We start from the raw sequence: 25,817 nt of genomic DNA, 5'->3' as shown, positions 1-25,817 counted from the left end.
AGTACCAAAGTGACTGCATTTACGAAGAAGGCAGGTATCCCCCTCCTGCTGTCCGCCATGGCCCTTCCGATGGCCGCACCGCTCACGGCGCAGGAAGCCAATAGCGACATCGATGTCTATGGTTCGGCGCTCACCGAAGGCCCTAAGGTCGAAGGCATGATCACTGCGCGTGAGAGCGACCGGATTCAGGTGACCACCGAAAACGGGCAGGCCACCACCATCATCGTGGATGAGGGCACTGAGGTCAAAGCCTCTGGTGGCTTCCTCGGCCTCGGAAGCAAGGCCCTGAATACAGCACAGTTGATGAACGGCCTTCCGGTCGAAGTCGAAACGCTCCAGTTCCAGGGCGGCCTCGTCGCCAAGCAGGTCAAGCTGAAGTCGAGCGACCTCGAAACCGCTTCGATGATCCGCGGCGCAACTCAGCAGCAGTTCGCCGAGCACCGCGCCGACATTGATGAGAACACCGCCGCTGCCGAAGCACTGCGTGGCCGCATGGGCACTATCGACCAGTACAATGTTCGCGGTGTAACCAATGTCTATTTCGACAGCGGCAAGTGGAACCTTACCGGCGAAGGCCAGCGCGAAATCTGCAACCTCGCCACGCAGGCGGAGCAGATGGACAACGCCCTGCTGCTGGTCGTCGGTTACACCGACTCTGTCGGCGATCAGGATTACAATCAGGTCCTGAGCGAGCGCCGTGCAAGCCGCGTCGTCAACTATCTCCAGCAGGAATGCGGCTGGGAGCCGTGGCGCATGCTGACCCCCACCGGCATGGCGGAAGCCGATCCGGTGGCGGACAACAGCACGGCTGAAGGCAAGGCGCAGAACCGCCGCGTTTCGGTCAATATTCTCGTCAGCAAGGCCACCGAAGAAGGCTAAGCCTGACGCGATAGACTTCTATGATCTGGGGGCGGGCCGCTGGCTCGCCCTCTTTTTATTCGGCGTCTTACTTGAGGTACTTCTGGAAGCTTTTGCGCAGCTTCATCAGCTTTGGCGGAATGACCGCTTGGCAATAGGGGTTCCGCTGGCCTTCGCCCTCCCAATATTCCTGATGGTAATCCTCTGCGGGATACCATTCGCCACTCTCGATCGTGGTCACCGCGCTTTGATCGGAATGCTCGTCGTTCCACCGTTCGATAGCGGCCTCTGCGGCTTCGCGCTGTTCTTCCGTCGGGAAGATGGCGCTGCGGTACTGCGTGCCGACATCGTTGCCCTGGCGGTTCAGCTGGGAAGGATCGTGCGTACCCATGAATACGTCGAGGATCTCGTCCAGCGTGATCTCCCCGCTGTCGAAGGTCACACGGACGCCCTCGGCATGGCCGGTGTTGCCGGTACAGACCTCCTTGTAGGTTGGGTTCGGCTTGTCGCCTCCGATATACCCGCTCTCGACATCGCTCACGCCGATCACGTCCTTCATCACGGCTTCGGTGCACCAGAAGCACCCGCCCGCAACGATCACCTGTTCTTTTGCCATCTCGATCAGTCTCCTTGTCGAAGAGGGAGATAGGAAGCCGTCTCTCGCTTGTCATCCGGGGCGTGCACGTGCAGAACTCACCCATCATACCGAGGGAGAATTTCGATGCGCTACCTGCTTGCCTCCACCATGCTGGCACTGGCAGTTCCTGCCGCCGCCGACCATCACGAACTGCCGGATCAGGCGGAGTTTGCCGCTACCCACGCCGAAGCGCTTTCGGGCGCGATCAACCACCCCAGCCGCGCAGAGGACCGCGCGCGCGACGAGTTTCGCAATCCGGCAGAAACCCTAGCGCTTTTCCGCGTCGAGCCCGATATGAAAGTCGGCGAATACGCCCCGGGCGGCGGATGGTACACCCGCGTCCTCGGCCATTACCTTGGTGGCGAGGGCCAGCTTGTCGGCCTCTATTTCGATCCGACCAGTGGTCCCTTCAACGCTGAATCGCAGCAGGGTATTCGTGCCGGCGCCGCAGGCTTTCCGGCCGAAGCGGCAGAATTCACCGGCCTCCCTGCCGAGAATTTCTCCGCCATGACGCTGGATGCCATTCCCGAGGGAGAGGCGGGAACCCTTGATCGGGTGCTGGTGATCCGCATGATGCACAACATGATGCGCTGGAACAACGCCGACAGCGAACTGAAGAAGATGCGCGAATTGCTGAAGCCGGGCGGAATGCTGGGCATCGTCCAGCACCGCGCTCCCGATGATGCGGCAGCGGACTATGCCAACGGCTCGAAAGGCTATCTGCGGCAGGATGACGTGGTCGGATATGTCGAAGCGCTCGGTTTCGAACTCGTCGGCAGCAGCGAAGTGAATGCCAATCCCAACGACCCTGCCAATTGGGAAGGCGGCGTGTGGGCGATGCCGCCTAGCCTTGGCGGCGACGATGAAATGGACGCCCGCACGCGCGATCTCGGCGAAAGCGACCGTATGACGCTGCTTTTCCGCAAGCGCCCGTAATCATTGCCTGAACGGCGACGGCACCCTATCTCGCGCGCATGAGAAATCTGACCGTCGCCGTCCTACAACTGCCGCTTGCCCGTCCGCAAGCGGACGACAATATCGCCGCAGTTTCTGCGTTGGTCGAGGAAGCGGCGGGGAAGGGCGCGCAGGTCATCCTGCCGCCCGAACTGTTCGCGGGCGAGTATTTCTGCCGGGATGAAAGCGAAGAGCTTTTCTCGCTCGCATTCCCTACTGCCGAAAGCCCAAGCGTTCTCGCGATGCAGGGGCTGGCGCGAAAGCTGGGCGTTGCGATACCGACCAGCTTCTTCGAGCGCGACGGGCATCACTATTACAACACGCTCGCGATGATCGGACCGGATGGGGAGATCATGGGGACGTACCGCAAAAGCCACATCCCCGATGGGCCGGGATACGAGGAAAAATACTATTTCCGCCCGGGCAATGACGGCTTCAAGGTCTGGGATGTCTTCGGTGCCCGGATCGGCGTCGGCATCTGCTGGGATCAGTGGTATCCCGAATGCGCGCGCGTGATGGCGCTGAGGGGTGCCGAAGTGTTGTTCTATCCCACCGCCATAGGCTCCGAACCCTATGATGCGGATCTAGACACCAGTCGCATGTGGCGCAGGGCGATGATTGGCCATGCGGTGTCGAACTGCATGCCGGTCTGCGCCGCCAACCGGATCGGCCACGAGGGTCCGGCCGACCGCCAGCAGAGTTTCTATGGTCACAGCTTCATCAGCGATGAATGGGGAGATTTGCTGGAGGAATATGGCGCATCGGATTCCGGCGCGCTGGTTGCCAGTCTCGATTTGGACAGGGCGGCGAAGCACCGCGCAGGCATGGGCTTCTTTCGCGACCGACGTCCGCAGCTCTATGGGCGGATCAGCGAGGATATTTAGGTTTGGTCAGCAGGCGCGGTATCACTCAAGATCAGCTCGACCGGCTTTTCACTGTCGCGCTCGAAACCGCGATCTATCGGAAGGCTATCGAGACCGCGGATGTTATGAAGCGCAGGTGCAGAGTGGCGATGGGCGAGTTTCCCCAGTTGCCGACAGCTGACGGCGTCTTCGAGAAGGTTGGGTGATTCACCGTTATCTCATTGCAATCGGCTCGAACGTCCGTGTGGCGGGGGTCGGTGGGCCGCACCGGGTAGTGGACGCAGCAGTGTTAGCCTTGGCGGAAGTGGGGGAAGTCGCCGAGGTATCGCGGACCCGAAGCAGTCGGCCGATCGGGCCTTCCCTGCGGAGCTATGCGAATGCCGCTGCGGTCGTGGAATCGGAATCTGAACCAGCCCATTTTTTAGCGCGACTACAACAACTCGAATTCCGCTTTGGCAGACGGAGGCGCGGGGCGCCCTGGCGCGCACGATCGCTTGATCTCGACATCGTCCTGTGGAGCGGCGGCGTGTGGCTCACACCTGACCTGGTCATACCGCATCCGCTATTCCGCGAACGCCCGTTCGTATCGGGACCTGCGGCCGAAGTGGCACCGCATTGGCGCGATCCGGTGACCGGCCTGAGCCTCCGGCAACTCGCGAGCCGCCTCGCTCACGCCTGATTTCCTGATCGCGGTCATGCACGCTTGACCCGTCCCCATCACCTGCCTAGGTGAGCGCCCGTGGTCGGGCCGTTAGCTCAGTCGGTAGAGCAACTGACTTTTAATCAGTAGGTCGCTGGTTCGAACCCAGCACGGCTCACCACCTTTTCCAGCCCCCGCCCCTTTCCCCGCGCTGTAGGTCCGCTATCCTGCACGGCGATGGTATCTCCGAAACTTTCGATTTTCGCGCGCCTGCCCGTTCCCGGCAAGGTGAAGACGCGCCTGATTCCGGCGGTCGGCGAAGAAGGTGCTGCCCGGATTTACGCCAGATTGCTGGCGCAGACTGTCGAGGTTGCCAAAGAAAGTGGTCTTGATTTCGAACTCCGGGTGACCGGAGGGGAAATCATGGCATTTCACGAATTATTTGGCGATGATACGGTGGTCGTCGATCAGGGCGAAGGCAATCTCGGAGAGAAAATGGCGCGGGTGAAAGCGCCGGCCCTGCTGATCGGAAGCGATTGCCCAGGGGTTACCGCGCCGCTTCTCCAGGCAGCCGCGGGCGCATTGGATGACCGGCGTGTTGTGCTGGGTCCTGCAAATGACGGCGGCTACTATCTAATTGGCTTCAGCGAGCCAGTGCCATTCCTGTTCGAAGATATGGAATGGAGCACGCCGCGCGTGCTTCCCGAAACGCTTGCGCGGCTTGCGACCCATGGGATCGGTCCAGCGATACTACCCGAACTGGCGGATATCGACACGCCGGAAGACTTGGCAGAGTGGCCCGAGTTCGAATGAGCGTCACGCTCCTCGTGCCCGCTCTAGACGAAGAAGCAGCGCTACCTGCTCTGGTCACACTGTTCGAAACGCTCGAACCATGTCCGAACGAAGTCATGCTGGTCGACGGGGGGAGCAGCGATGCGACTGTGGACATTGCCCGCAAGGCCGGGTGGCGGATCCTCGAATGCGAACGGGGACGTGCGCGCCAGATCAATCTCGGTGTCCAACAGGCAAAAGGGAAAATCGTCTGCGTCGTGCATGCTGATACACTGCCTCCGGCAGATATGGTGCAAGTGATCGAGGACACTCTGGCCGATGCCTCGATTGCCCTTGCGAGCTTCACTCCCGTCATTCGCGGCCCTAAGAAAACTCGTTGGGGCACCACGCTGCATAATTGGGCCAAGACCTGGTACGCGCCGCTTCTGACCCGCCCCCATCAGTTCTTTCGCGGCGTCCGGCTCCTGTTCGGCGACCATGCGATGTTCTTTCGCCGCGCGGATTTCCTGCGCGTTGGCGGCTGCACGCCAGGAGATGCTGTGATGGAGGAAGCCGACCTGTGCGTGAAACTCGCCGCTTGCGGTAAGGTGAAAATGGTCTCGCGACGCGTTTACACCTCGGATCGCCGAATAGCGGCATGGGGGCCGCTCAAGGCGAACTGGATTTACTTCAAGGTGGGAATGCTTTGGGCGTTCGGCATGCGCCAGCGCATGGCTGAGCACTACCCTGACGTCCGCTGATTTTCCGACGCTAGGCCTTGGGCAGGAAACCAGCCTCAATGCAAAAATCTATCAGCCTGCGAATATAAGGCGCGCCTGTCGGGGGACATCGCCTCCCGGAAAGTTCGTAAAAGCTTGCATCGTCGAAATGCGGATTCCGCTGAAAATAACTCGCATAAAGCCCGGCCACGCGTTTGAAGAGCCGCCGCTCCAGCGCGGGAAGTCTGCTCGGATCAAAATCTTCAGGAGGAACAAGCTCGGGCTCGTAAAACTGAGGAAAGGCGCCAATCGCGGCGGTGAAGGTCTCGACCGGAAGCGGCTGGCAGGAGGCGAGATGATAAGTACCGCCCGCAGCTTCTTCCATGCGCTCTGCCAAGGTCACGATTCCATCCGCGACATAGTCGAGCGGTACGAAGTCGAGCGTCGCGCCTTGCCGAGCGGGCATATGACGTACGCGGCCTTCGGCAATCAACTTGAAGGCGGCATAGGTAGTATCGAACTGGCGGATCGCGCCGCTGGTGTAGTCACCGACGACGATGGAAGGCCGTGCGATGGCCCAGCGAACTCGGCTCGCCCGAACAAGCCGCTCTCCCTCCGCCTTGCTCGCCTCGTAACCATTGGCAAATCCTCCGGTCGGCAAAGGATCGCTCTCGCGAACGAGGCCGTCTCGAGCGCCGCAAACATAGGCAGTCGAGACATGGAGGAAGTGCATCTCTCCTGCCTCAGCAAGCGCCAGCGCATGGGCAACCCCGTCCACATTGACGGCTTTGTAATCCTCTTCGGCAAGGTCGAAGCGGACCGTTGCGGCACAATGGACAAGCAGGTCGTGACCTTCGGCGAGTTCAGCGAAGAATGGTTCGCTCCAGCCCAATCGACATTGCGACACATCGCCCGTGACGGTCGCTACTTGAACCACGCCGCCATCATTCGCGCGAACGTCAGGGTTGCGGTGGACGAGGCCGGTTACGTGGTGTCCAGCGGCCGCTAGGCGCGCGCAGACTTCTCCGCCCAGCAGGCCGGCCGCCCCGGTAACGATAATTCTCACGCGATATCTGCCCTGAAAGGCGGTGTAGCGAACATTCCTTCGCAATGGCAGCAATGTGCGTTAGGCAGCAAGCAATGAAATTCACCCATGATGTTATCGTGATCGGCGGCGGTGCCGCTGGCCTCACTGCCGCCGGAGGCTGCGCGCTGTTCGGGCTGGATGTGGCGCTGATCGAAGGGTGCAAGATGGGCGGCGAGTGTCTGAACGACGGCTGCGTCCCGTCGAAGGCGCTGATCGCCGCTTCAAAACGCGCTGCGGAGGCGCGCGAGAGAACGCGTTATGGCGTTACGCTGGCGAAACCCATGGTAGAGTGGGCGGGTGTTCATAAGCATGTCCACGATGCGATCGCATCCATCGCTCCGCACGATAGCGAGGAGCGCTTCGAGGAGATAGGATGCGAGGTCTTTCGCGACTGGGCCCAGGTTACCGGACCGCAATCTGTCGAAGTCGGCTGGCGGAAATTGAGCGCGCCGCGCATCGTCATCGCCACCGGGTCTAAGCCCGCAATCCCGCCAATCGAAGGTCTGGACCAAGTCCCGTTCCTTACGAACGAAACTCTGTTCGATCTCGACGTTTTGCCAGATCATCTGATGATCGTCGGCGGCGGGGTAGTGGGCATGGAAATGGCACAGGCCTTCCGCCGGCTCGGAAGCGTCGTCACCGTAATCGAACCGGGTGACCTGATGGCCCGGGATGATCGCGAAAGCGTAGCCGTCGTGCGCGAGGTTTTCGAAGAGGAGGGAGTGCGCTTCGTCAGCGCGAAGGCGCAGAAGGTCGAAGGCCGCGCTGACGCAATCCGCCTGCACGCCGGAAGCGAAATCATTGAAGGCTCCCATTTGCTGATCGCCGCCGGAAGGCGCGCAAACTGCAACGGCTTCGGCCTGGAAGAGATCGGCATGAAGATGGGCGCGAATGGTATCGAGGTGGATCAACGCCGACGCACATCGGTCAAGGGCATTTACGCCATCGGGGACTGCCGGGACGGTCCGAGACTAACCCATGTTTCGGGATACGAGGGATCGAATGTCGCGCTGGAGATCACACTGGGTTTGCCGACGAAGGTCGAATGGTCGGCTCTACCTTGGTGTACCTATACCGATCCGGAAGTCGCGCAGATCGGCTTAACCGAGAAAGATGCGCGGAAAAAACACGGCAGTCGTGTGACGGTGGTGAAAGAAAGCTTTCGGGACAATGAAAGGGCGCTGGCCGAAGGCGATGACGCCGGACACCTTAAACTGGTGCTGAAAGGCAAAAAAGTTCTCGGCGCGAGCATCGTGGGAAAGAATGCCGGGGAATTGCTGTTGCCCCTGGCGCAGTCGATTACGGGCAAGAGCAGTACCTTTGCGCTCGGCTCGGCAATCATTGCCTATCCCACCCGCAGCGAGATTTCCAAGGCCGCTGCCTTTACCGCATGGGAGCCCACAGTGTTTGGCGCGATCCCTAAGAAATGGGCGCAGTTCCTCGCCAAGTTGCGGAGAAGGCACGCGTGAATAAAAGCCCCCCGAAATCACGCAACGCTCCTGTCGGCAGGTCGCCCTTCGCCGTCGAGGCCGCCCCGCTGCCGCGCGAAAAATTCAGCGATCCGAAACTCACGGCCAAGGGCGAACAGCGAGCGAGTGTGCCGCTGGCAAAGCTGGAAACGCTCTGGCTCAATACCGGCACTCTGTGCAACCTCGCCTGCGCTACCTGTTATATTGAGAGCAGCCCGACCAATGACGCGCTGGTTTATCTCGCACGGGATCATGCGCAGCACTTTCTCGAAGAGGCGGGTGTGTTCGGCACTCGAGAGATCGGTTTCACTGGCGGCGAACCGTTCATGAATCCCGACATGCTGGCGATGCTGGGCGAAACGCTTTCCCGCGGCTTTGAAGCGCTCGTGCTGACCAATGCGATGAAACCCATGCGGCGGCATGAGGCAGCCTTGCTCGCGCTGCGCGACAAATACGGAGAGCGGCTCACGCTGCGCGTCAGTCTCGACCACCATAGCCAGCCTGTCCACGAGGCCGAGCGAGGCCCGCGTAGCTGGGAGCCAGCGATGGATGGGTTGCGTTGGTTGTCGCTCCACGGGTTTTCGATCGCCGTAGCCGGCCGATTGCTTCCCGAAGAGACAGAGGTGGCCGCTCGTGAGGCTTATGCCATACTTTTCGAACTGGAGAAGATCGCCATCGACGCGCGCGATCCAGCACAGCTGGTGATTTTCCCGGAGATGGATGAGGACAAGGATATTGCCGAGATTAGCACCGATTGCTGGAAGATTCTGGGCAAGTCGCCCGCCGACGTAATGTGTAATACCAGCCGGATGGTGGTCCATCACAAGGGAGAGTTCGCGCCGCGTGTGGTTGCTTGCACGCTCATCCCTTACGCAGTGGATTTCGATCTTGGAGAAACGTTGAGAGAGGCTTCGGGGCCCGTCGCGCTCAACCATCCCCATTGTGCCCGGTTCTGCGTGCTCGGAGGAGCGAGCTGTTCGGCCTGATCGCGATCGGTCCGGGATGCTTTTGGGCCCTCAGTCGTTAGGGCAGCATGATTTTCGATAACACATGGCTGGATATTGCCGCCCGAGGGATTCTCCTGGCCGCGGCAGCAATCATCTGGATCGTCATTCTCATTCGCATGAATGGCCTGCGTTCGCTTTCCAAGATGACCAATTTCGACTTCGTGATGACAGTGGCACTCGGCAGTCTTGTCGCGGGAGCCGCACAGTCGAGCGACTGGAAAGGTTTTGCCCAAGCGCTGGCCGCGATGGCGGGTCTGTTCTTTATCCAGTTTACGGCTGCAATCATCCGCAAGTCTTCCGATACCGCGGAGAACGTAATGCAGAATCAACCCGTCTTTCTGATGCGAAATGGCGAGTTTTGCGAGAATGGGCTGAAAGCGACTCGGGTCGCGCGTAGCGACCTGATTGCCAAACTACGCGAAGCCAACGTTCTCGAATTATCGAGCGTCCGAGCCGCAGTGCTGGAAACCACTGGCGACGTCTCGATCCTGCATGGTGACAGGCTCGAAGAAACGCTGATCGAAAATGTGAAGCGGGTTTAAGTCCGCCTTCCGTCCAGCCATTTCGCGAAGGCGACGCCGCCGGTGATCAGGAACGGTACCAGAATGAAGCTGAGTACTACTTTCGCAATGATCTGCCCGATGAGCAGATTGCCGATCGGGAACTGGCCGTAAAAAGCGAGCGTGATAAAGATCACCGAATCGATGGCCTGGCTCAAGGCGGAAGCGATCGCGCCGCGCATCATGAGTGATAATGTGCTGTTGTTGTCACTACCTCCGCGAAGGCGCGAGAATATCCATACGTTGAGTAGCAGCGAAACGATGTAGGCGGCCGGCCCCGCGGCCCAGACCCGCCAGATCGTCGCGTGTACGCGTTCGAAGGCGGCAAGGTCGTCTGCCCGGCCACCTGCCATTTCCGGCGACGCGGGCAGATTCAGTACCAGTTGCATAAGAAGCGCCGCGATCAGCAGGGGCAGGAAGCCCCACCACACGATCCGGTTCGCCAGCTTTTCCCCATACAATTGCGCGATCGTGCTGGAAATTACCACCAGCAGGAGGAAGGCGAAGATGCCGGCCTCTACCGCCAGATCGGTGGGGTACAATTGCACCTGCTTGAACGCGAGAACGCCCGCCAAGACCGTCATGCCGCCGTAGACCAGCGTATATACGAACAGGCCAAGCGGCGTTGCGGCGGCATTGATGCGAATATCGCCTGTCGATTGGTCGGTCATGGCAGGGAAGGCATACTTTCGTGACTGGTGATAGCGGAAGCTGGAATTGCGACCGTAAATTGACTAAGCGGAGCCGCCGCGCAAGGTAGCGGTCGATTTCATCCGCAACTAGTCCTTGTTGCATCCGTGCAATGCGAAGGGGTCCGCATGCCGCCTGTCGTTATCAATATTCTTGGGATCCTAGCGATCCTGGCCATCGCCTTCCTGCTGTCGACCGGCAAGAGGCGCATCAAGCTGCGCGTCGTCGGTGCTGCCTTTGCGCTTCAAGCGCTGATGGCATTGCTTGTGCTGCGAACTCCATGGGGCGTGGAAGCAATTCAGGCGATGTCGAACGGGGTGATCGCGCTCCTGAATTATTCGAAGGTCGGTATCGAATCGGTGTTCGGTCCCATGGAGGCAAATCCGTTCGCCAACACTTTCGTGATCGCGGCTTTGCCGGTCATTATCTTCTTCGCAGCGCTGGTCTCGATCCTCTATCACTGGGGGATCATGCAGCGGCTGGTGCGCTGGGTCGGCGGTGCGATTGGCTGGATCACCGGCATCAGCAAGGTCGAGGCGCTGGGCAGCGCGGCGAATATCTTCGTCGGCCAGTCGGAAAGCCCGTTGGTCGTGCGCCCCTATTTGGCTGCGCTCACGCCGAGCCGGCTGTTTACTCTCATGGCGGTGGGCATGGCCGGTGTCGCAGGCACGATTCTTGCGGCCTATGCCAGCTTCATCGGCGAGGACGCCGTGCCATTCCTGCTTGCCGCGGCCTTCATGTCTGCGCCGGGGGGCATTCTGATGGCCAAGATCATCATGCCCGACGACGAGAGCCTGCTCGCGCGCGATGCAGCCGAACTCTCCGGGGTCGATCCCGAAGACGAGATTGTCCTGCCGAAGTCTCGTATCAGCGCAGAAGGGCCCGCTGCCATCACCGAAAGTGGGAAGCCGCACGAAGTAGCCGTCGCCGAGACTTTCGAAGAAGGCCACAGGCCGGCCAATGTGATCGAGGCAGCCGCGCAGGGTGCGCAGACGGGCGTGAAGCTCGCTGTGGCGGTGGGCGCGATGGTGCTGACCTTCGTCGCGCTGGTTGCACTTGCCAACGGTATCTTAGGCGGGATTGGCGGCATTTTCGGCTACCCGGACCTGACCTTCCAGCTCATCCTCGGCTGGCTGTTCGCGCCCGTGATGTTCCTGATCGGCATTCCGTGGGAGCAGGCTGGAACTGCGGGGGGGCTGTTCGGCACCAAGATCGTGCTCAACGAATTCGTGGCCTTCATCGAACTCGGCGGGATGGACGCCGGGGCCCTGACCGATCGCAGCCGTGCCATCATTACCTTCGCGCTGTGCGGGTTCGCCAATTTCAGCTCGATCGCGATCCAGATGGCAGTCACCGGAGGGCTTGCGCCGAACCAGCGCCCCGTTATTGCCAAGCTTGGCCTGCGTGCGCTCGCGGCGGGTTCGCTTGCAAACCTGATGAGCGCCGCGCTAGCCGGTATTTTCCTGCCTTACTGAGTTGAATACACATGTCTGACATTGCCAGCGTTTCGATTGCCCGCCCGCTCGAAGAAGTCGCCGAAGAAATCGGCCGGAGCTTCGAGGAGTATGGCTTCGCTGTGATCCGCGACCACGGCATCCCGCAGGACCTGATCGACCGGGCCGAGGCCATGTCGAAGGAATTCTTTTCGCTGCCCGACGAGGTGAAGAATGCCTATCACATTCCCGGCGGAGGCGGTGCGCGAGGGTATACCCCCTTCGGAACGGAGAAGGCGAAAGACGCGAACGTGCATGACCTGAAGGAATTCTGGCACGTGGGGCGTGAATTGCCAGATGGTCATCCGCTCGCCGAATACATGGCGGACAATCTCTGGCCGGACGAGGTCGATGGCTTCCGCGATACCTTCACCCGTCTTTACGCCGCATTTGAGGAAGCAGGAGCCCGTGTGCTCGAGGCGATCGCGATCCACCTCGGCCTCCCGCGAGAGTTTTTCGTGCCCACCGTCGAGGACGGAAATTCGGTCATGCGTCTCCTGCGCTATCCCCCGATCGAGGGTAAGGAAGCCGAGGGAGCGATCCGCGCTGCTGCACATGGCGACATCAATACGATCACCCTGCTGCTGGGCGCGGAGGAGGCGGGGCTGGAGCTGCTCACTGCTGACGGCGAGTGGCTGGCCATAGATCCGCCAGCAGGCGCCTTGGTGGTAAATATCGGCGACATGCTTGATCGCCTTACGAATGGAAAACTGCGCTCGACAACACACCGGGTGGTCAATCCTCATGGCGAAGCGGCATACCGGGCGCGCTATTCAATGCCGTTCTTCCTGCATTTCAGGCCGGATTATGTGATCGAAACTCTGCCCTCCTGCATCGATCCTGAGAGTCCGTCCGATCACCCCGCACCGATCTCGAGTCACGACTATCTGATGCAGCGTCTGCGCGAGATCAATCTCGTATGATACACGGCCTATCGGCAGGATAGGTAAACTTTTTGATTTCTGTGTGCTTTTTGCAACAGCGGTAAACAGCTGAAATGCGGGCGGTTTCCAGGCAAGTGTGGAGGTGCCTCCACATAACTGTCACGGCTGTCTTGACTCTGTCACAAAACGATAGCTTTGCCGAAACATCGCCAGCCTAGCGGGGCGGCGCATCTCCAGTGCTACGTATTTTTCAATCCGAAGAGACGAAGGGGTCTTCTCCGATGAAGTTCAAGTATCTTTTGGCCACCTCTGTGGTTGGTCTTTCTGCAGTGGCAGCCACGCCAGCTTTCGCCCAGTCCACCGGCTCGGTCGACTTCGAAGAAGACGATGAAGTAATCGTCGTTACCGGTGCCCGTTTCGACGGCGTTGGCGGCGTGGAAGTTCCTGACACTCCGAAGGCGACGCAGGTTCTCAATGAAGAGATCATCCGCCGCCAGCGTCCCGGCCAGACGGTCAACGATATCGTTAACCTCGTCCCGGGCGTCAGCTTCCAGAACAACGACCCCTGGGGTTCGTCGGGCGGTTCTTTCACAATCCGCGGCTTCAGTTCGGACCGTATCTCGCAGACCCTCGATGGCCTTCCGCTCAATGACTCGGGTAACTACGCCCTCTACACCAACCAACAGGTTGACCCCGAAGTACTTGAATCGGTGAACGTCAATCTCGGCGTAACCGATGTCGACAGTCCGACGGCCTCGGCAGTAGGCGGCACCATCAATATCCGCACCCGTGAGCCGAGCAACGATTTCAAAATTACAGCAACGATGACCGGCGGAACCACGCTACCCGAAGGTGACGACATTGGTCGCTCGCGGGCCTACATGCGCGCTTTTGGTATGGTCGACACCGGTGATTTGACGGGCTCGGGCACCAAAGCCTTCGTGTCGTACAGCTACACCCGCTACAACAACCCGTTCAATAACTACGGCAAGGTCGATAAGAACCAGGTCAATGGCCGCATCTGGCAGGACCTCGGCGACAACGGAGACTTCATCTCTGTTTCGGGCCACTACAACGAAAATCGCAATAACTTCTTCGGCTCGTTCCGCCTCGATTCGTTCCCCGAAACGAAAGAGGATCGCTTCTACATCACGCAGAACGGCCTTGGTGAGCAGGACTATCCGTGTACCCTACCTGCAGGCACTCTGTTTGGTGGCGGTGGCGTAAACGGCGAGGCCGAACAGTACAGCGACTCCGGTTTCTCGGGTGACTGTGGATCGACCTTCGACCGTCGCTACAATCCGTCGAACACCGGAAACATTCGTGGTGCATCGCGCTTCAGTCTCGGTGAAAACCTCGTTCTCACAGTGGACCCGAGCTTCCAGTACGTCAAAGCCAACGGCGGCGGCGTCGAAGATCTTCGCGAAGGCTTCCGCACCGTCGGGGGTGTCGATTACACCGGCTTCATCGGTGGCGGTTATTACTTCGGCCGTGATCTGAACGGCGACGGGGATCTTCTGGACAGCATCGCAGGTGCCGACCCGAGCCAGACGCAGACCCGCCGCTATGGCGTGATTACCTCGCTCGCTTATGAACTGAACCCTGAACACCGCGTCCGCTTGGCATATACGTGGGATCGTGCACGTCACCGTCAGACCGGTGAGACCACCTTCCTCCGCAACAATGGGGAGCCGAATGACGTTTTCCCCGTCAACGACCCGCTGCTCACCTCTGACGGGTTCGCGCTCAACAAGCGTGACCGTCTTTCCTATGCGATCCTGCATCAGGTTTCGGGTGAGTATCGCGGCGAGTTCGGCAATCTGACGGCAGTACTCGGTCTTCGTGCACCGTTCTTCACGCGTGAACTCAACCAGAATTGCTTCACCACAACACCGGACGCGGGTCGCGGATTCATTGACTGCTTGGGTGATCAGGACACGACTGCTTATGAAGCGGCCAATCCCGATTATGCCCCGCCACAGTCGCGCACCTACGAGTATGACGAGATCCTGCCGAACGTCGGCTTCACCTATGCTCTCGGTGATGCTTCGATCTTCGGTAACTACGCGAAGGGTCTATCCGTCCCCGGCACCGACCCGCTTTATGCTTCGCTGTATTTCCCGGCCGACACGCCCGGCGTCCAGCCAGTTCCGGAAACGACCGACAGCTTCGACCTTGGCCTGCGCTTCCAGAGCGGGCAGATCCAAGCCCAGCTGGCCGGTTACTACACCATGTACGAAAACCGTCTCGCCACCGCTTACGACCCAATCCAAGATACGGTCATCTTCCGTAACCTGGGCCGCGTTGACAAGTATGGCGTCGATGGCTCGGTAGCATGGCGTCCGACCAGCAACGCATTGCTCTATGTCTTCGGTTCGATCACCGAATCCGAAATCAAAAACGACCTCGTGGGTGACGGTCAAACCATCGAGCTCGGTGGAAAGCGTGAGAGCGGTGCACCGCTCTGGTCGGTCGGCGCCCGTGGTCAGCTGAGCTTCGGCTCTGTTGAAGTCGGTGCTCAGGTCAAGCACACCGGCGAGCGTTACGTTAACGACGAGAATGTGGCACCTACCGGCCTCGATTTTGCCAAAGTGGATGGGTACACGCTGGTCGATCTCGACGTGCGCTGGAACATCGGCGAAACACCGTTCGGCGACGATGCTGCCATTCAGTTGAACGTCACCAACTTGTTCGACGAGCTTTACGTCGGTGGCTTTGGCGGTTCGCTGGATCGCGGCAGTCTGCCGTTTGTCCAGATCGGCCCGCCTCGCGCGGCCAGCCTTTCGCTGATTTTCGGGTTCTGATAGCAAAATAGAAGACAGGAAAGGGCGGTCCTTCGGGGCTGCCCTTTTCGTTTGCGGGAACGGCGAATGGCGTTACCCTGTTCTCAATCCATGGCCGAACCTGCAACAAGCTTCAGCACAATCAAGCGGCGTCCGAACCCGTGGGTGATCGCCTTGATCGTGCTGCTCCACTTGGCTGTTCTTTACGGACTGGCCCGTGCACTCGCCCCGCAATCAATCGCCAGTGTGGAGCGATCTTTCGTCTCGGCCTTCACCGTGACGGTCACCACACCGGAGGAAGAATTGCCGGTGGTCGAGCCGCAGCCCGATGAGGGCGCGCAGGGCGATCCGGGTGAGGAGGCAGTGCCGCAGCCCATCACGGCACCAACCCCCCGGCAAACCCTAAGGCCAGAACGCCCCGTTCCGCGCGCGTCATCAACTGGCACCGCCACCACCTCGGGTGCTACGCAATCGGGCGAAGGCACCGGCGCGGCGGGGAGCGGCGAAGGAACAGGGGCCGGACGCGGCGGCGGCGGACAAAGCGGTGTGGCAGCGACCAAACCTGTCCTGACACGCACCATCACAGATGTTCGCGCCTTTCCCATTCCGCCGGGCGGGCGTCAGGCGCGTATCGGGGAATCGGTTATCGTAAGGCTGTTGGTCTCGGCGGAAGGGCGCGTCACGGCGTGTTCGGTTCACCGTCCGAGTCCCTTTCCCGAAACGGATGCCGTGGTCTGCCGCCTGTCCTATGAGCAGATCCGCTTTGAACCTGCGCGCGATGCCCAGGGCAATCCGGTGGCGGCAGTCTTCCTTTACCAGCAGCGCTTCTTCAACTGACAGGAAGCCCTCAGCCAGCTAACGACTGGCCGACCGAAATTATTGGGGTAGGGCGCAAGTTGATACAGCCGGTGATCCTGTGCGGCGGTTCTGGTACACGGCTGTGGCCGCTTAGCCGGCCCGAGCGGCCCAAACCGTTCCTCAATCTGCTCGGGGATCGCACGCTCTTCCAGCAAACACTCGATCGCGTTGCCGACCGCTCGCGGTTTGCTGAACCGATCGTAGTCGCAGGGGAAGCGCATGCGAGCCTCGTTGCCGATCAGGCTGGCTCCCATTCGCTGATTGTCGAACCGGCTGCCCGCAATACGGCTCCTGCGATCGCGCTGGCGGCGGCGCGCCTTCCGCCGGAAAGCATTATGCTCGTCTGTCCCAGCGATCACCATATCGCCGATGAGGCTTCGCTGGTTCGCGCGGTCGATCAGGCCGGAGCGCTTGCGCAGGAAGGCTGGCTAGTATGCCTTGGCGTCACGCCCGACCGACCCGAAACGGGCTATGGTTATGTCGAAATGGGCGAAAGCTTGCGGTCCGGGAGCCGCGTCGCACGGTTCATTGAGAAGCCGGACGCAGATGCGGCGCGCGACTATCTCAGCCGTGGCGGCTTTGTGTGGAACGCCGGGATCTTCGTGTTGCGGGCTGGCGACTACCTAACCCAATTGGAGCGGCATCGTCCCGCGATGGTTCGCCAGGTAAGATCATCCACCAAGAACGGGACGGACACGGGTTCGATCTTCCATCCTGCGGCTGCGGAGTTTCTCTCTATCGAAGCGGAGAGCGTGGATTACGCGCTCATGGAACATACCGATCGCGCTGCAGTGATCGCCGCGGACATGGGCTGGTCGGACATAGGCAATTGGGATGCCCTGGCAGCGATCCGCCGCGCCGACGAAGAGGGCAACATCGTAGCGGCAAAGGAAGCCGAATTGATCGACTGCCGCAGAGTCATGATCCAGAGCGACGGCCCCGGGGTTTCAGCGGTCGGTCTGCGGGATGTCACAATCGTGGTCGATGGAGATGAAATCCTGGTAATCGCGCGCGGCTCGGCAGCGGGCGTCGCCAAACTTGGAGGGGCCAAGGGGAAGTGACGGGCGGCGGGATTCTTAAGACAACCGCGCTGGTTAAGCCATGGGGCCGTTGCAATCTCCCTGCGGTGTTTGCGTCTCCCGTGAAGGAACCGGTCGGCGAAATCTGGTTTGAACGGCCGGAACCGCTCTCCGATATTCTCGCAAAATACCTGTTCACGGAAGAGCGTCTTTCGGTGCAGGTCCACCCGACTGCGGAGAATAGCCCAACCGGCATTGGGAAGGACGAATGCTGGATGGTGACCGAAGTCGAGCCGGGTGCGCGCCTCGCCGTGGGCTTTGAGACACGAGTTGATGCAGACGCGATCCGGAGGGGAGCGCTGGATGGATCGATCATGGAGATGCTAAATTGGATCGACGTGAAAGTGAACGATTTCATCTATGTCCCGGCAGGCACGGTGCATTCTATGGGGGCGGGACTAACTCTGATCGAAATCCAGCAAAACACCGACATTACTCATCGACTCTATGATTACGGGCGGGGCAGACCGCTAAATCTCGACGAAGCTATGGCCTCCATCCGACGTGTTCCCCACCCGCCCGAATTCCGTAGACGGATAGACCCGGCCAGCGAACAGATCCTGATTGAGGGACCTCACTTTCTCCTCGCCCAATGTACAGGCAACCCGTCGCGGGATTTGCAGGCGCGCCTTCGAGGGGCAGTTCAGGTATTACCCATCGATGGCAGTTGTTCGATCAACGGCGCTCAAATTGAACCGGGCGCTGCGGGCTGGGCGGATTGTCCGGAGCGCATAGACTTTTCTCACAACCTGCGCTGTCTTCTGATCGCTAATCCTTCGCCGCTTCTCCAGAACCCGTCTGCGTCAGAATATTGAGGAGGTCATCCTTACCGTAGGGCTTGGTCAGCAAGCCAGACGCTCCGAGTTCCTCCACCCGGTCGGCCATCTCGCCATAACCGGTGGCAAGCCAGAACGGGATTCCTGATCGCGCGAGTTCTTCTGCGACCCGCTCGCTGCTCTCATTGCCGAGATTGTAGTCCAGGATGGCCATTTCCGGCGTGGCTTTCTGGAGCGAGTTCAGCGCCCCCGATACGGTGCTTTCCACTGTCACCGTATCCACGCCAAGCTCGCGCAGGCTGTCTTCCGTATCGAGCGCGATGATCATGCTGTCTTCGACGAGAAGAACGCGCTTCGGAAGGTTGGTGGTATGCGGTTTTTCATTTGAACTATTTGTTTTCATTGCCCTTCCTGTGCTGTTGGCACCGCGCCAGGAGATATAACGCACTGGTACGCAGAACTCCGCTTCGAGGCCCGAGAGCTTGTATTCCACCTTGGCATCGCCGCCCAGTTCGAACGGGATCGATCGTTCGATTATGGTTGATCCGAAACCCCGCCTGCTTGGCGGCTTGACCGGTGGCCCGCCGCTTTCACGCCAAAGCAGGTTCAGCGAGGTGTCGGTATTCTGGACGATGTCGATCGTTAGCCTACCGGTACTGTCCGACAAGGAGCCATATTTGGCGGAATTCGTGATCATCTCGTGGATCACCAGCGCAAGGACCGTATAGGCCTCGGGCGCAATCATGGCTTCGGGGCCGGTGACGATGAGGCGATCATTCTTATCCGTCAGATAAGCATGGGCCTCGGTGTCGATCAGTTCGCGTAGCGGGGCGGGAGACCAGTTCCCCTTGGTTATATTGTCGTGGGCGCTTGCGAGCGCTGAAATCCGCCCGCCAACGATGTCGGAGAATTCCTCGATCGTTCCGGCTTCACGCTGCGATTGGTTGATGAGCCCTCGGATCAGGTTGAGGATATTGCGAACCCGGTGATTGAGCTCTGCGATCAGCAATTCTTGCTGGGCCTGAGCCTTCGCCCGTTCCTGAACCGCCTCGTCCGTCAGGCGGAGGATTATTTCCAGCAAGGTCGTGCGGAGACCATCGGCAACCTGCAGTTCGCCTGGTGTCCATGGCGAACTGCGGCCTTCAACCGATTCCTGCCACGCCTCGAAACTCTTGCGTGGAGTGAGGCGGGCACCATGCGGGCCATATTCCACCGGTTTATCCGGGTTGCCCGCCCAAGTGACGGTCTGGGTCAGCCCGCGGCGCCAGAGAACGAGATAATCGCGCGGTGTGCGCGAGACCGGAATGATCAGGGCCCCCACGGCGCGCTCGGCGAACCTTTCCGCCTTTGGCAGGCGCTCGGCAATCGCATCGCTCGCGAGGATGCGGCTGGTCGCGGCGCTGTTGAGACTGGGGACGATCGCGCGGAACTCTTCTTCGTTCGGCGCCGCGCCGCGCGCATCGTAGATGTCGTCCACGAAAACGCTTGCCCCGTCGTGCGGGATGATCTGCTGAATCACCGGAGTGAGGAGCGGCAGGCTCTCGCTGAGCGGTGTGCCGGCCGCGATATCGCGCATCAGCCGGTCGTGCACCTTGAGGCCGTTCTCGCGCAATTGTTCGCGCTCGCGGAACAACGCGCGTTCGAGCATCAGCGAGAATAGTTCGGAAAACAGCTCGGCCGCGGTTCGCTGCGAATAGGGCAGGACCTTTGCGGAATAGTGGTGACACGCAAACAGACCCCACAGCTTTCCACCGATAATGATTGAGATGGAAAGCGACGCACCAACACCCATGTTCTGCAGGTATTCGATATGTATCGGCGAAACTGCGCGCAGCGTACTCATGGAAAGGTCGATGGCATCGCCTTCGGTGCTTACACCGGGTTCGATCGGGACCGGGTCTTCCTCGACATCACTGATTATGCGGAATCGGTTGCGCTTGTAGAGTTCGCGTGCCTGCGCAGGAATATCGGTCTTCGGATAGCGTAGGCCATGGAATGCCTCGAGATCGTCACGCCGGGCTTCTGCCACCACTTCTCCCGAGAGATCGGGATGGAAGCGATACACCATGACCCGATCGATATCGAGCGAAAGGCGTAGCTGTCGCGCGGCCTCGCCAAGCATGCGTTCGCTGCCCTCGACCTTTTCCAGTCGCGCCATTATCGGCCGCAGCAGCCCGATCTGCCGGTTGACGTCGCCTTCGGCATGACGTTCGAGTTCGATGATAACGTAATGGCCGGAAGTGTGCACTGCGCAATCGAAGAGTTGCCCATCGCCCAGCAGGTCCACGCCGAAGAGCCGCTCAACTTGGTCGGGATCGACCAGTGCTGCAACAGCGCTTCGCAATCGTTCGACGGCGCGATCCGACATGGCGTCGGAAAGGCGGCTGCCGACAGCTATCTCTTGCTGTGTTCCCAGTATCTGTTCGAGGTTTGCAGACCGCTGCGCCAGGAACCAGTCGGCGTTAACAGCAATCAGCGCGCCGAAACCCTGAATGTGTCCGAGCTTATGGATCGGTTCGCGATCGCAATTGGACAGGTCGACATCTTGCATTGTCGGAGTCATGCCGCCGCTCCCACTGCCTCGGAGGCAAAGGCGCTTTCGAAGACGGCGAATGTCCTGAGAGCACCTTCGATCGCCTCATCCACTTCCGCATGGTCTCGTTCTGCATGAAGGACGCCGAGAAGCTCGGAGAAATAGGTCGTGAGCCTCGTATCCGAAAGGAAACGTTCGGCATCATGCAGTCCTGCCTTACGCCTGCGGCTCAGCATCGTTCGATTGCCGAGTGCCGAGCCAGCCATGACCCAGGCCGCGCCAAGCGCTTCGGCAGGTGAATTCAATCGGAAGGAGCTTTGCGTTGAGCACGGTTTCACACCCAGATCATGCAAGTCGCTTAGCAACAGATCGATTTGCGCTGGAGGCGCACCCAATTCTTCGGGCGGCTGCCGATCGAGCGCATTGCCGACGGTCTTCCGAGCACAGTATTGTGCAGACAGGAATGCTGCGTATCCGCCATCGTTCGAAACGGGCGCTTCGCCAAACATGTCGTCGAGGCGCGCATGGATCGCTCCTGTCGCTTGCCTCAGTTGCTCTCTCAAACGTCGACCCCGTCCTCAAAATTGCAATCGCCGGATTGAGCTAATTTCAGGCAAGCGAACACTGTTCGAAAGCAAGGTGCAGCAGGAGGCAGGCGAAATAGACCTTCCCAACCGCGATAAAAAGCGTTTGTATCCAGCGTTGGTTCCAGCCTCTCCAAGAATTTGCACTGCATCCGGCGTGGCCGGTAGCGGCGCCTACTTGGCGGCCAGTAGCTTCTGACCCTTCTTGCGTATCGCTGCGGCGATAATGGGCTCTACGAAGGAAAGTGCAGGGGGCAGATCGATCTCGAAGATCACCTGTGTTTCTTCGATGTGTACTTGGGCGCGGATGACATTGCCCATGGCGTTGATGTCCAGGCCCAGACAGTCCTCGGTCGGCCAGCTCGTGGTCACATCGGCCATTCCGCCCGGGATTGCATCGCCGATCTCGTGACTGCGCGCGTGGAGGCGGCGGCGCACTTCTTCCTTGCCGAGATCATGCTGCAGAGGAACGCGCATCAGTCCTTGTTCTCCAATTGCGGCGAGGTCTGGGTGCCTTCGCCGAACTTGTAATCGAGATAACGGTGTTTGATAGCCAGGTCGTCGAGCGAGCCTTCAGCCAGCTGACGCGTGATGCTGTCGATCTCTCCGCTGATCTTGCCGAGGCTGTCGGTCAGCTGTTCGTCCGGAGTGGCACCCGCCCGCTTCTCGTTCCGGAGGTGCGCGGGTATCTTGCGATAGCTGTCTATCATCTCCGGCAATTGTTCGCCGACAAGGCTGCGGACTTCGCGCGCCTTGGGGTGGTTCTGGTCGACATTCTCCAGTTGCAGCCCGAGAGCGTCCAATTGCACCCCCATGTCACTCACGATCCTTGCCGCCGGAGCGGGCAGGGCAGGCCGCTGGCTTTCGAGCCACAGCTCGGTGCGCCCGACCATGTCCTTCACATTGCCCTTGTTGAGATGTTCGCGCTTGGGGCTCTTGAGCTTGGGATAATTGCCAAGCACAGCGATGGCGATCACGCTGCCGACCAGTACGGCCATCACCCCGGCAAAACCGATCCCGTCGATCACCATCCCCGCGACCCCGGCGGCCACCCATATGCCGAAGAGCGTGATCACGATGTTGCGGATGCGACGGGTCCACAGGTCTCGCTTGATCTTGGCCGAGCCTGCACCGATCGAAGGTATACGACGATGCCGCCCACCTGAACGGTTGTCGTCGCGTACGGTACGCGCATCCTGAATAATCCGGTCGCTGTCGCGGGTGAGATCGCCCATGATCAGCCTTCGATACTCAGCAAGCCGCTTTCCGCCACCTGCTTCTGCGCTTGCGATTGCCCTTCGGCGCGCGCGATGTAGCCTTTCGACTTCTCCACCTCATCGGTCAGCACGGTGACCGTCTGCTTCATGCTTTCCAAGGCGCGGACCTTGAACTCGTCCACTTCGTCCATCGTGTCGTAGATGTTCTGGAAGGCGCGCTGCAGAGTTTCGAGCGGAATTGTGCTCGCCGCGGCCTGTTCGTGAATCTTTCCGGTCTGGTCGCGCAGCATCGTCGACGTGCTGTCTATGATGCCGGCAGTCGTATCGTTGAGCGCGGTGATCTGTCCCAGCACAAGGCGTTGGTTGGTCATCGCCTCGGCTACTGTCACCGCAGTGCGCAATGCGCCAACCGTGGTGGTGCTGGCGCGGTCGACGCCCTTTACGAGTTCGATATTGTTCTTTTTGACCAAGTCCAGCGCCAGATAACCCTGCACGCTGACCGCCATCTGTGTCAGCAGGTCCTGAGTGCGCTGGCGCACATAGAACAGCGCGGTTTCTCGAACTGCCTTCGCCTTGGCCGGATCGGTTGCGTCGAGCTCTGCCGCTTTTTCCTCCAGCTTGGCGTCGAGCGTGTTGGAGATGTGGATCATCTGTTCCAGATTGCCCATCGCCTCCCACAGCTTCTGGCGTTCCACGTCGATTGCGGCATTGTCCATGATCAGTTCGTCCTTGCCGCTGGCGAGGTTGGACAGGACCGACTGGATATGCGTCTGCGCGCTCTGGTAGCTGCGGAAATAATTGGTCAGCTTGTTGCCGAAGGGGATGATGCCGAGGATCTTGCGTGTTCCCGACAGCTTGCCGCGCTTGCCCGGATCGAGGTCTTCGACGACACGGCGCAGCTCGGCGAGGTTTGCACCCACGCCTTCGTCCTTGTCCATTGCGCGAACCGGCCGGTCGAGAAAGCGATTGGACATTCCGGCGGCCGCCATGATTTCCTTGCGGCCCATATTGGTCAGCTGGTCGACCTTTTTGCCGAATTCGGGCGAATTGGCATCTTGCGCGATCAGGTCTTCGATAAACCCGTCGACCTTGGTTTCGAGCTTGCTCTTCACATCTTCCGATACCGGCACCAGCCCTGCGGCCTTTTCGGCGGAGACAGCAGGGACGGGATCGGGTGGTGTCAGGTCGAATTCCGGAGGCGATGCCGTCGCCGTGGCGGCTGGTTTTGCAGCAGTTGCAGTGTCAGGCTGCGATTTTGCGTCACTCATGACTGGCTATAACCTCCGAATGAATTCTTTCCCTGTATTAGGTTCGTAAGACGCAATCTTCAAGCCGAACCGGGCAGAAGGGCTAAACGATTCCGGACAAAGAGTATTTCGTGATAATCGGTTTGCATCGCAGGGCGCCCCGTGCGCAATCGGAGGCGAAGCGAGCAGGCGGATTTGGTTGAAAACATCTCCGATATCGGGCCGTCGCTGACGTTCTATCTACGCGCCGCTTCGTCGGCGAAATCGGCCGTGTCTCGGCTGTCCGAAAAACCCCGGCCTGAATTTCCTTTAGGCTGCCAGGTCGAGCGGTTGGATTTCACCCGAGAGATAAAGCCGCTTGGCCTTCGCGCGGCTGAGCTTACCCGAACTGGTTCGCGGTAGCGTGCGCGGCGGAACCAGTTCGACGACACAGCTCATCCCGGTCACGCCGCGGACCTTGTCTGCGATCTGGTCACGCAGCTTGATGCGTTCTTCCGGCTCGGACACCCGGCAATGGACCAGTACGGCAGGCGCTTCTTCGCCATTGTCGGTGTCGATCGAAAAGGCGGCGATGTCGCCATGGTTGAAGCCGGGCAGCTGTTCGACCGCCCATTCGATGTCCTGCGGCCAGAGGTTCTTGCCGTTGATGATGATCATGTCCTTCGCACGGCCGACGACGAAGAGATAGTCATCGCCGAGGTACCCCATGTCGCCGGTATCGAGCCAGCCACCGACGAGGCAATCCTCGGTGGCTTCCTCATTGCGGAAGTAGGAGTGCATCACGCTCTTGCCGCGGCACCAGACCTTGCCAATCTGGTGGTCGCCCTTGGGCTGGCCATGTTCGTCGCGGATCTCAACTTCCATTCCCGGCAGCGCCTTCCCGCAGTTCACGATCGCACGGTAACGGGCAGGCTTCGACAAGTCGCGCGGACGGCCCGACAGGCGCTCTTCCTCGACCAGTTCGACCCGGATGCCTTCGCCCGGGGGCATCACGGTAACCGCCAGCGTCGCTTCGGCTAAGCCATAGCTCGGGGTGAAAGCACTGGCCTTGAAACCTGCTTCGGCAAAGGCGTTGACGAAATTCTGCATGACGTCGGGGCGGATCATGTCGGCACCGTTGCCAGCCGTTCGCCAGCGCGAAAGGTCGAACCGTTCGGACACATGGCTCTGGCTGGAAATACGGCGCGCGCAGATATCGTAACCGAAGGTCGGGGAATAGCTGAGCGTATTGCCCTGGTTCCGGCTGATGAGGTCGAGCCAGGCGAGCGGGCGGCGCGCAAAATGTTCGGTGCGAATGTAGTCGACCGACGCCTGATTGGCGATCGGCGAGAGGAAGCAGCCGACCAGCCCCATGTCGTGATACCACGGAAGCCAGCTGACCACGCGGTCATTCTCGCCCAAGTCTACGCCGGTTGCATGTCCGTAAAGGTTATGGAGCAGGGCTTCGTGGGTTACGGCAACGCCCGTTGGAAAGCGGGTGGAGCCGCTGGAATACTGCAGGTAGCTGATGTCGTCAGGCCGCGCCGTGGGCAGTTCGCATTCCGGCCCTTCGCGCCGGGCGAAGACATCCCAGCTTTCGCCATCGCAGCCCTGATTGTCTGCCGCGGCCTTGGCCATTTCGGAAATCTCGGGAGGGTACAGCAGAATCTTGGGGTCGCTGCTTTGCAACTGGACCGAAAGCTGCTCGATATAGCTGTCCTTACCCCCGAAGGTGGTTGGCAGCGGCAATGGCACAGGCCATGCGCCGGCATAGATACAGGCGCAAAACAGGGCAGCGAATTCCGCACTGGTTTCCGCGACGAGCGCTACGCGATCTTCCTTGCCAATCCCAGCGGCAACCAGCTTGTAAGAAAGGGAAAGCGCGTCCTCGCGCATCTCTGAATAGGGATACACCCTCTCGAGACCGCCGCGCATATCGTGAAAATTGAGACCCTTTTCGCTGCGGGCCGCATAGTCGATGGCCTCGTTGAACGTGGCGAAATCGCTCCGGCGGCGGGGCAGATTGCAATCGTTCGGCGTCGGCGTCAAAACGGCGTCGGTCATATTTTCTCTTGTATACCTTTTGAAAACAATGCCTTGCGGCGACCCTCACGCGACTGGATACTTAA

The 25,817-nt window shown here is 60.0% G+C and carries 24 protein-coding genes and 1 tRNA gene; 16 read left to right on the top strand and 9 right to left on the bottom strand.

Annotated elements, in window-relative coordinates:
• The first annotated feature begins 9 nt into the window (after nucleotides 1-9).
• Complete coding sequence (locus GRI69_RS10635; RefSeq protein ID WP_337191064.1) at nucleotides 10-879, top strand: OmpA family protein; 870 nt, start codon at nucleotides 10-12, stop codon at nucleotides 877-879.
• Nucleotides 880-946: 67 nt separating this feature from the next.
• Here the strand turns inward: GRI69_RS10635 and msrA are convergent, their stop codons facing one another.
• Nucleotides 947-1,474, bottom strand: coding sequence for a peptide-methionine (S)-S-oxide reductase MsrA (gene msrA / locus GRI69_RS10630; protein WP_160728262.1), 528 nt, complete (start codon nucleotides 1,472-1,474; stop codon nucleotides 947-949).
• 105 nt (nucleotides 1,475-1,579) lie between these two features.
• Here msrA and GRI69_RS10625 point away from each other — a divergent pair, with 105 nt between their 5' ends.
• From GRI69_RS10625 to GRI69_RS10600, 6 genes are all read left to right on the top strand, one after another.
• Complete coding sequence (locus GRI69_RS10625; protein ID WP_160728261.1) at nucleotides 1,580-2,431, top strand: class I SAM-dependent methyltransferase; 852 nt, start codon at nucleotides 1,580-1,582, stop codon at nucleotides 2,429-2,431.
• A gap of 38 nt (nucleotides 2,432-2,469) precedes the next feature.
• A complete protein-coding gene (gene aguB / locus GRI69_RS10620) occupies nucleotides 2,470-3,333 on the top strand; it encodes an N-carbamoylputrescine amidase (RefSeq protein ID WP_160728260.1) in 864 nt (287 codons plus the stop codon).
• Between the two features lie 181 nt (nucleotides 3,334-3,514).
• The gene (folK, locus tag GRI69_RS10615) at nucleotides 3,515-3,991 is read left to right on the top strand and encodes a 2-amino-4-hydroxy-6-hydroxymethyldihydropteridine diphosphokinase (RefSeq protein ID WP_337191063.1); all 477 of its coding nucleotides are present in this window, start codon (nucleotides 3,515-3,517) and stop codon (nucleotides 3,989-3,991) included.
• A gap of 66 nt (nucleotides 3,992-4,057) precedes the next feature.
• A tRNA-Lys gene (locus GRI69_RS10610) sits at nucleotides 4,058-4,133 on the top strand.
• A 56-nt stretch (nucleotides 4,134-4,189) separates the two neighbouring features.
• A complete protein-coding gene (locus tag GRI69_RS10605; RefSeq protein WP_160728259.1) occupies nucleotides 4,190-4,765 on the top strand; it encodes a TIGR04282 family arsenosugar biosynthesis glycosyltransferase in 576 nt (191 codons plus the stop codon).
• Complete coding sequence (locus GRI69_RS10600) at nucleotides 4,762-5,484, top strand: glycosyltransferase (RefSeq protein WP_160728258.1); 723 nt, start codon at nucleotides 4,762-4,764, stop codon at nucleotides 5,482-5,484. The genes GRI69_RS10605 and GRI69_RS10600 overlap by 4 nt, the downstream gene beginning before the upstream one ends.
• 10 nt (nucleotides 5,485-5,494) lie before the next feature.
• On the opposite strand, the gene GRI69_RS10595 is transcribed toward GRI69_RS10600, so the two are convergent.
• A complete protein-coding gene (locus GRI69_RS10595) occupies nucleotides 5,495-6,508 on the bottom strand; it encodes an SDR family oxidoreductase (RefSeq protein WP_160728257.1) in 1,014 nt (337 codons plus the stop codon).
• Nucleotides 6,509-6,582: 74 nt separating this feature from the next.
• Here GRI69_RS10595 and GRI69_RS10590 point away from each other — a divergent pair, with 74 nt between their 5' ends.
• From GRI69_RS10590 to GRI69_RS10580, 3 genes are read left to right on the top strand one after another with little or no spacing between them, the layout of a single operon-like run.
• Nucleotides 6,583-7,998: a dihydrolipoyl dehydrogenase family protein gene (locus tag GRI69_RS10590; RefSeq protein ID WP_160728256.1), complete on the top strand. Its 1,416-nt coding sequence runs from the start codon at nucleotides 6,583-6,585 to the stop codon at nucleotides 7,996-7,998.
• Nucleotides 7,995-8,984 (top strand): radical SAM protein, encoded by a 990-nt coding sequence (locus GRI69_RS10585; protein ID WP_337191062.1) that lies wholly within the window; start codon nucleotides 7,995-7,997, stop codon nucleotides 8,982-8,984. The genes GRI69_RS10590 and GRI69_RS10585 overlap by 4 nt, the downstream gene beginning before the upstream one ends.
• Before the next feature lie 47 nt (nucleotides 8,985-9,031).
• The gene (locus tag GRI69_RS10580) at nucleotides 9,032-9,547 is read left to right on the top strand and encodes a DUF421 domain-containing protein (protein WP_160728254.1); all 516 of its coding nucleotides are present in this window, start codon (nucleotides 9,032-9,034) and stop codon (nucleotides 9,545-9,547) included.
• Here the strand turns inward: GRI69_RS10580 and GRI69_RS10575 are convergent.
• On the bottom strand, nucleotides 9,544-10,236 hold the full coding sequence (locus GRI69_RS10575) for a queuosine precursor transporter (RefSeq protein WP_160728253.1): 693 nt from the start codon (nucleotides 10,234-10,236) through the stop codon (nucleotides 9,544-9,546). The genes GRI69_RS10580 and GRI69_RS10575 overlap by 4 nt on opposite strands.
• Before the next feature lie 147 nt (nucleotides 10,237-10,383).
• On the opposite strand from GRI69_RS10575, the gene GRI69_RS10570 reads away from it, so the two are divergent.
• The 6 genes from GRI69_RS10570 (at nucleotide 10,384) to GRI69_RS10545 (ending at nucleotide 18,167) form a co-directional block, all read left to right on the top strand.
• Nucleotides 10,384-11,730, top strand: coding sequence for a NupC/NupG family nucleoside CNT transporter (locus GRI69_RS10570; RefSeq protein WP_160728252.1), 1,347 nt, complete (start codon nucleotides 10,384-10,386; stop codon nucleotides 11,728-11,730).
• Nucleotides 11,731-11,741: 11 nt separating this feature from the next.
• Nucleotides 11,742-12,671, top strand: a complete 930-nt coding sequence (locus GRI69_RS10565) for an isopenicillin N synthase family dioxygenase (RefSeq protein ID WP_160728251.1) — start codon at nucleotides 11,742-11,744, stop codon at nucleotides 12,669-12,671.
• Between the two features lie 242 nt (nucleotides 12,672-12,913).
• On the top strand, nucleotides 12,914-15,436 hold the full coding sequence (locus GRI69_RS10560) for a TonB-dependent receptor (RefSeq protein WP_160728250.1): 2,523 nt from the start codon (nucleotides 12,914-12,916) through the stop codon (nucleotides 15,434-15,436).
• Nucleotides 15,437-15,502: 66 nt separating this feature from the next.
• On the top strand, nucleotides 15,503-16,252 hold the full coding sequence (locus GRI69_RS10555) for an energy transducer TonB (RefSeq protein ID WP_237453058.1): 750 nt from the start codon (nucleotides 15,503-15,505) through the stop codon (nucleotides 16,250-16,252).
• 59 nt (nucleotides 16,253-16,311) lie between these two features.
• Entirely contained in the window at nucleotides 16,312-17,334 is a 1,023-nt protein-coding gene (locus GRI69_RS10550; RefSeq protein ID WP_202391975.1) for a mannose-1-phosphate guanylyltransferase, read from the top strand.
• 80 nt (nucleotides 17,335-17,414) lie between these two features.
• A complete protein-coding gene (locus GRI69_RS10545) occupies nucleotides 17,415-18,167 on the top strand; it encodes a class I mannose-6-phosphate isomerase (protein ID WP_160728248.1) in 753 nt (250 codons plus the stop codon).
• On the opposite strand, the gene GRI69_RS10540 is transcribed toward GRI69_RS10545, so the two are convergent.
• The 6 genes from GRI69_RS10540 to GRI69_RS10515 all read right to left on the bottom strand — a co-directional run bounded on the left by GRI69_RS10540 (nucleotide 18,121) and on the right by GRI69_RS10515 (nucleotide 25,752).
• Nucleotides 18,121-20,691, bottom strand: coding sequence for an HWE histidine kinase domain-containing protein (locus tag GRI69_RS10540; RefSeq protein WP_160728247.1), 2,571 nt, complete (start codon nucleotides 20,689-20,691; stop codon nucleotides 18,121-18,123). The genes GRI69_RS10545 and GRI69_RS10540 overlap by 47 nt on opposite strands.
• On the bottom strand, nucleotides 20,688-21,224 hold the full coding sequence (locus tag GRI69_RS10535; protein ID WP_160728246.1) for a biliverdin-producing heme oxygenase: 537 nt from the start codon (nucleotides 21,222-21,224) through the stop codon (nucleotides 20,688-20,690). Before GRI69_RS10535 ends, GRI69_RS10540 begins: the two co-directional genes overlap by 4 nt.
• Before the next feature lie 195 nt (nucleotides 21,225-21,419).
• On the bottom strand, nucleotides 21,420-21,722 hold the full coding sequence (locus tag GRI69_RS10530; RefSeq protein WP_160728245.1) for a polyhydroxyalkanoic acid system family protein: 303 nt from the start codon (nucleotides 21,720-21,722) through the stop codon (nucleotides 21,420-21,422).
• A complete protein-coding gene (locus tag GRI69_RS10525; RefSeq protein WP_160728244.1) occupies nucleotides 21,722-22,480 on the bottom strand; it encodes a hypothetical protein in 759 nt (252 codons plus the stop codon). The genes GRI69_RS10530 and GRI69_RS10525 overlap by 1 nt, the downstream gene beginning before the upstream one ends.
• Nucleotides 22,481-22,482: 2 nt before the next feature.
• On the bottom strand, nucleotides 22,483-23,730 hold the full coding sequence (locus GRI69_RS10520) for a toxic anion resistance protein (protein ID WP_202391974.1): 1,248 nt from the start codon (nucleotides 23,728-23,730) through the stop codon (nucleotides 22,483-22,485).
• A gap of 288 nt (nucleotides 23,731-24,018) precedes the next feature.
• The gene (locus tag GRI69_RS10515) at nucleotides 24,019-25,752 is read right to left on the bottom strand and encodes a fatty acyl-AMP ligase (protein ID WP_160728243.1); all 1,734 of its coding nucleotides are present in this window, start codon (nucleotides 25,750-25,752) and stop codon (nucleotides 24,019-24,021) included.
• Between the last annotated feature and the right edge of the window lie 65 nt (nucleotides 25,753-25,817).

The sequence above is a fragment of the Qipengyuania vulgaris genome (genome assembly GCF_009827325.1).
GTDB classification, from domain to species: domain Bacteria; phylum Pseudomonadota; class Alphaproteobacteria; order Sphingomonadales; family Sphingomonadaceae; genus Qipengyuania; species Qipengyuania vulgaris.
Note: the sequence above shows the minus strand (reverse complement) of the source record. Positions and strands in the feature narration are given on the sequence as shown.

What these genes read in the sequence shown, in the direction of transcription:
- GRI69_RS10530 (WP_160728245.1), bottom strand. Translation starts at nt 21,722, where the DNA reads ATGCGCGTTCCTCTGCAGCATGATCTCGGCAAGGAAGAAGTGCGCCGC.
- GRI69_RS10575 (WP_160728253.1), bottom strand. Translation starts at nt 10,236, where the DNA reads ATGACCGACCAATCGACAGGCGATATTCGCATCAATGCCGCCGCAACG.
- GRI69_RS10540 (WP_160728247.1), bottom strand. Translation starts at nt 20,691, where the DNA reads ATGACTCCGACAATGCAAGATGTCGACCTGTCCAATTGCGATCGCGAA.
- GRI69_RS10565 (WP_160728251.1), top strand. Translation starts at nt 11,742, where the DNA reads ATGTCTGACATTGCCAGCGTTTCGATTGCCCGCCCGCTCGAAGAAGTC.
- GRI69_RS10520 (WP_202391974.1), bottom strand. Translation starts at nt 23,730, where the DNA reads ATGAGTGACGCAAAATCGCAGCCTGACACTGCAACTGCTGCAAAACCA.
- GRI69_RS10555 (WP_237453058.1), top strand. Translation starts at nt 15,503, where the DNA reads ATGGCGTTACCCTGTTCTCAATCCATGGCCGAACCTGCAACAAGCTTC.
- aguB (WP_160728260.1), top strand. Translation starts at nt 2,470, where the DNA reads ATGAGAAATCTGACCGTCGCCGTCCTACAACTGCCGCTTGCCCGTCCG.
- GRI69_RS10580 (WP_160728254.1), top strand. Translation starts at nt 9,032, where the DNA reads ATGATTTTCGATAACACATGGCTGGATATTGCCGCCCGAGGGATTCTC.
- GRI69_RS10560 (WP_160728250.1), top strand. Translation starts at nt 12,914, where the DNA reads ATGAAGTTCAAGTATCTTTTGGCCACCTCTGTGGTTGGTCTTTCTGCA.
- msrA (WP_160728262.1), bottom strand. Translation starts at nt 1,474, where the DNA reads ATGGCAAAAGAACAGGTGATCGTTGCGGGCGGGTGCTTCTGGTGCACC.
- GRI69_RS10590 (WP_160728256.1), top strand. Translation starts at nt 6,583, where the DNA reads ATGAAATTCACCCATGATGTTATCGTGATCGGCGGCGGTGCCGCTGGC.
- GRI69_RS10515 (WP_160728243.1), bottom strand. Translation starts at nt 25,752, where the DNA reads ATGACCGACGCCGTTTTGACGCCGACGCCGAACGATTGCAATCTGCCC.
- GRI69_RS10625 (WP_160728261.1), top strand. Translation starts at nt 1,580, where the DNA reads ATGCGCTACCTGCTTGCCTCCACCATGCTGGCACTGGCAGTTCCTGCC.
- GRI69_RS10570 (WP_160728252.1), top strand. Translation starts at nt 10,384, where the DNA reads ATGCCGCCTGTCGTTATCAATATTCTTGGGATCCTAGCGATCCTGGCC.
- GRI69_RS10525 (WP_160728244.1), bottom strand. Translation starts at nt 22,480, where the DNA reads ATGGGCGATCTCACCCGCGACAGCGACCGGATTATTCAGGATGCGCGT.
- GRI69_RS10605 (WP_160728259.1), top strand. Translation starts at nt 4,190, where the DNA reads ATGGTATCTCCGAAACTTTCGATTTTCGCGCGCCTGCCCGTTCCCGGC.
- GRI69_RS10600 (WP_160728258.1), top strand. Translation starts at nt 4,762, where the DNA reads ATGAGCGTCACGCTCCTCGTGCCCGCTCTAGACGAAGAAGCAGCGCTA.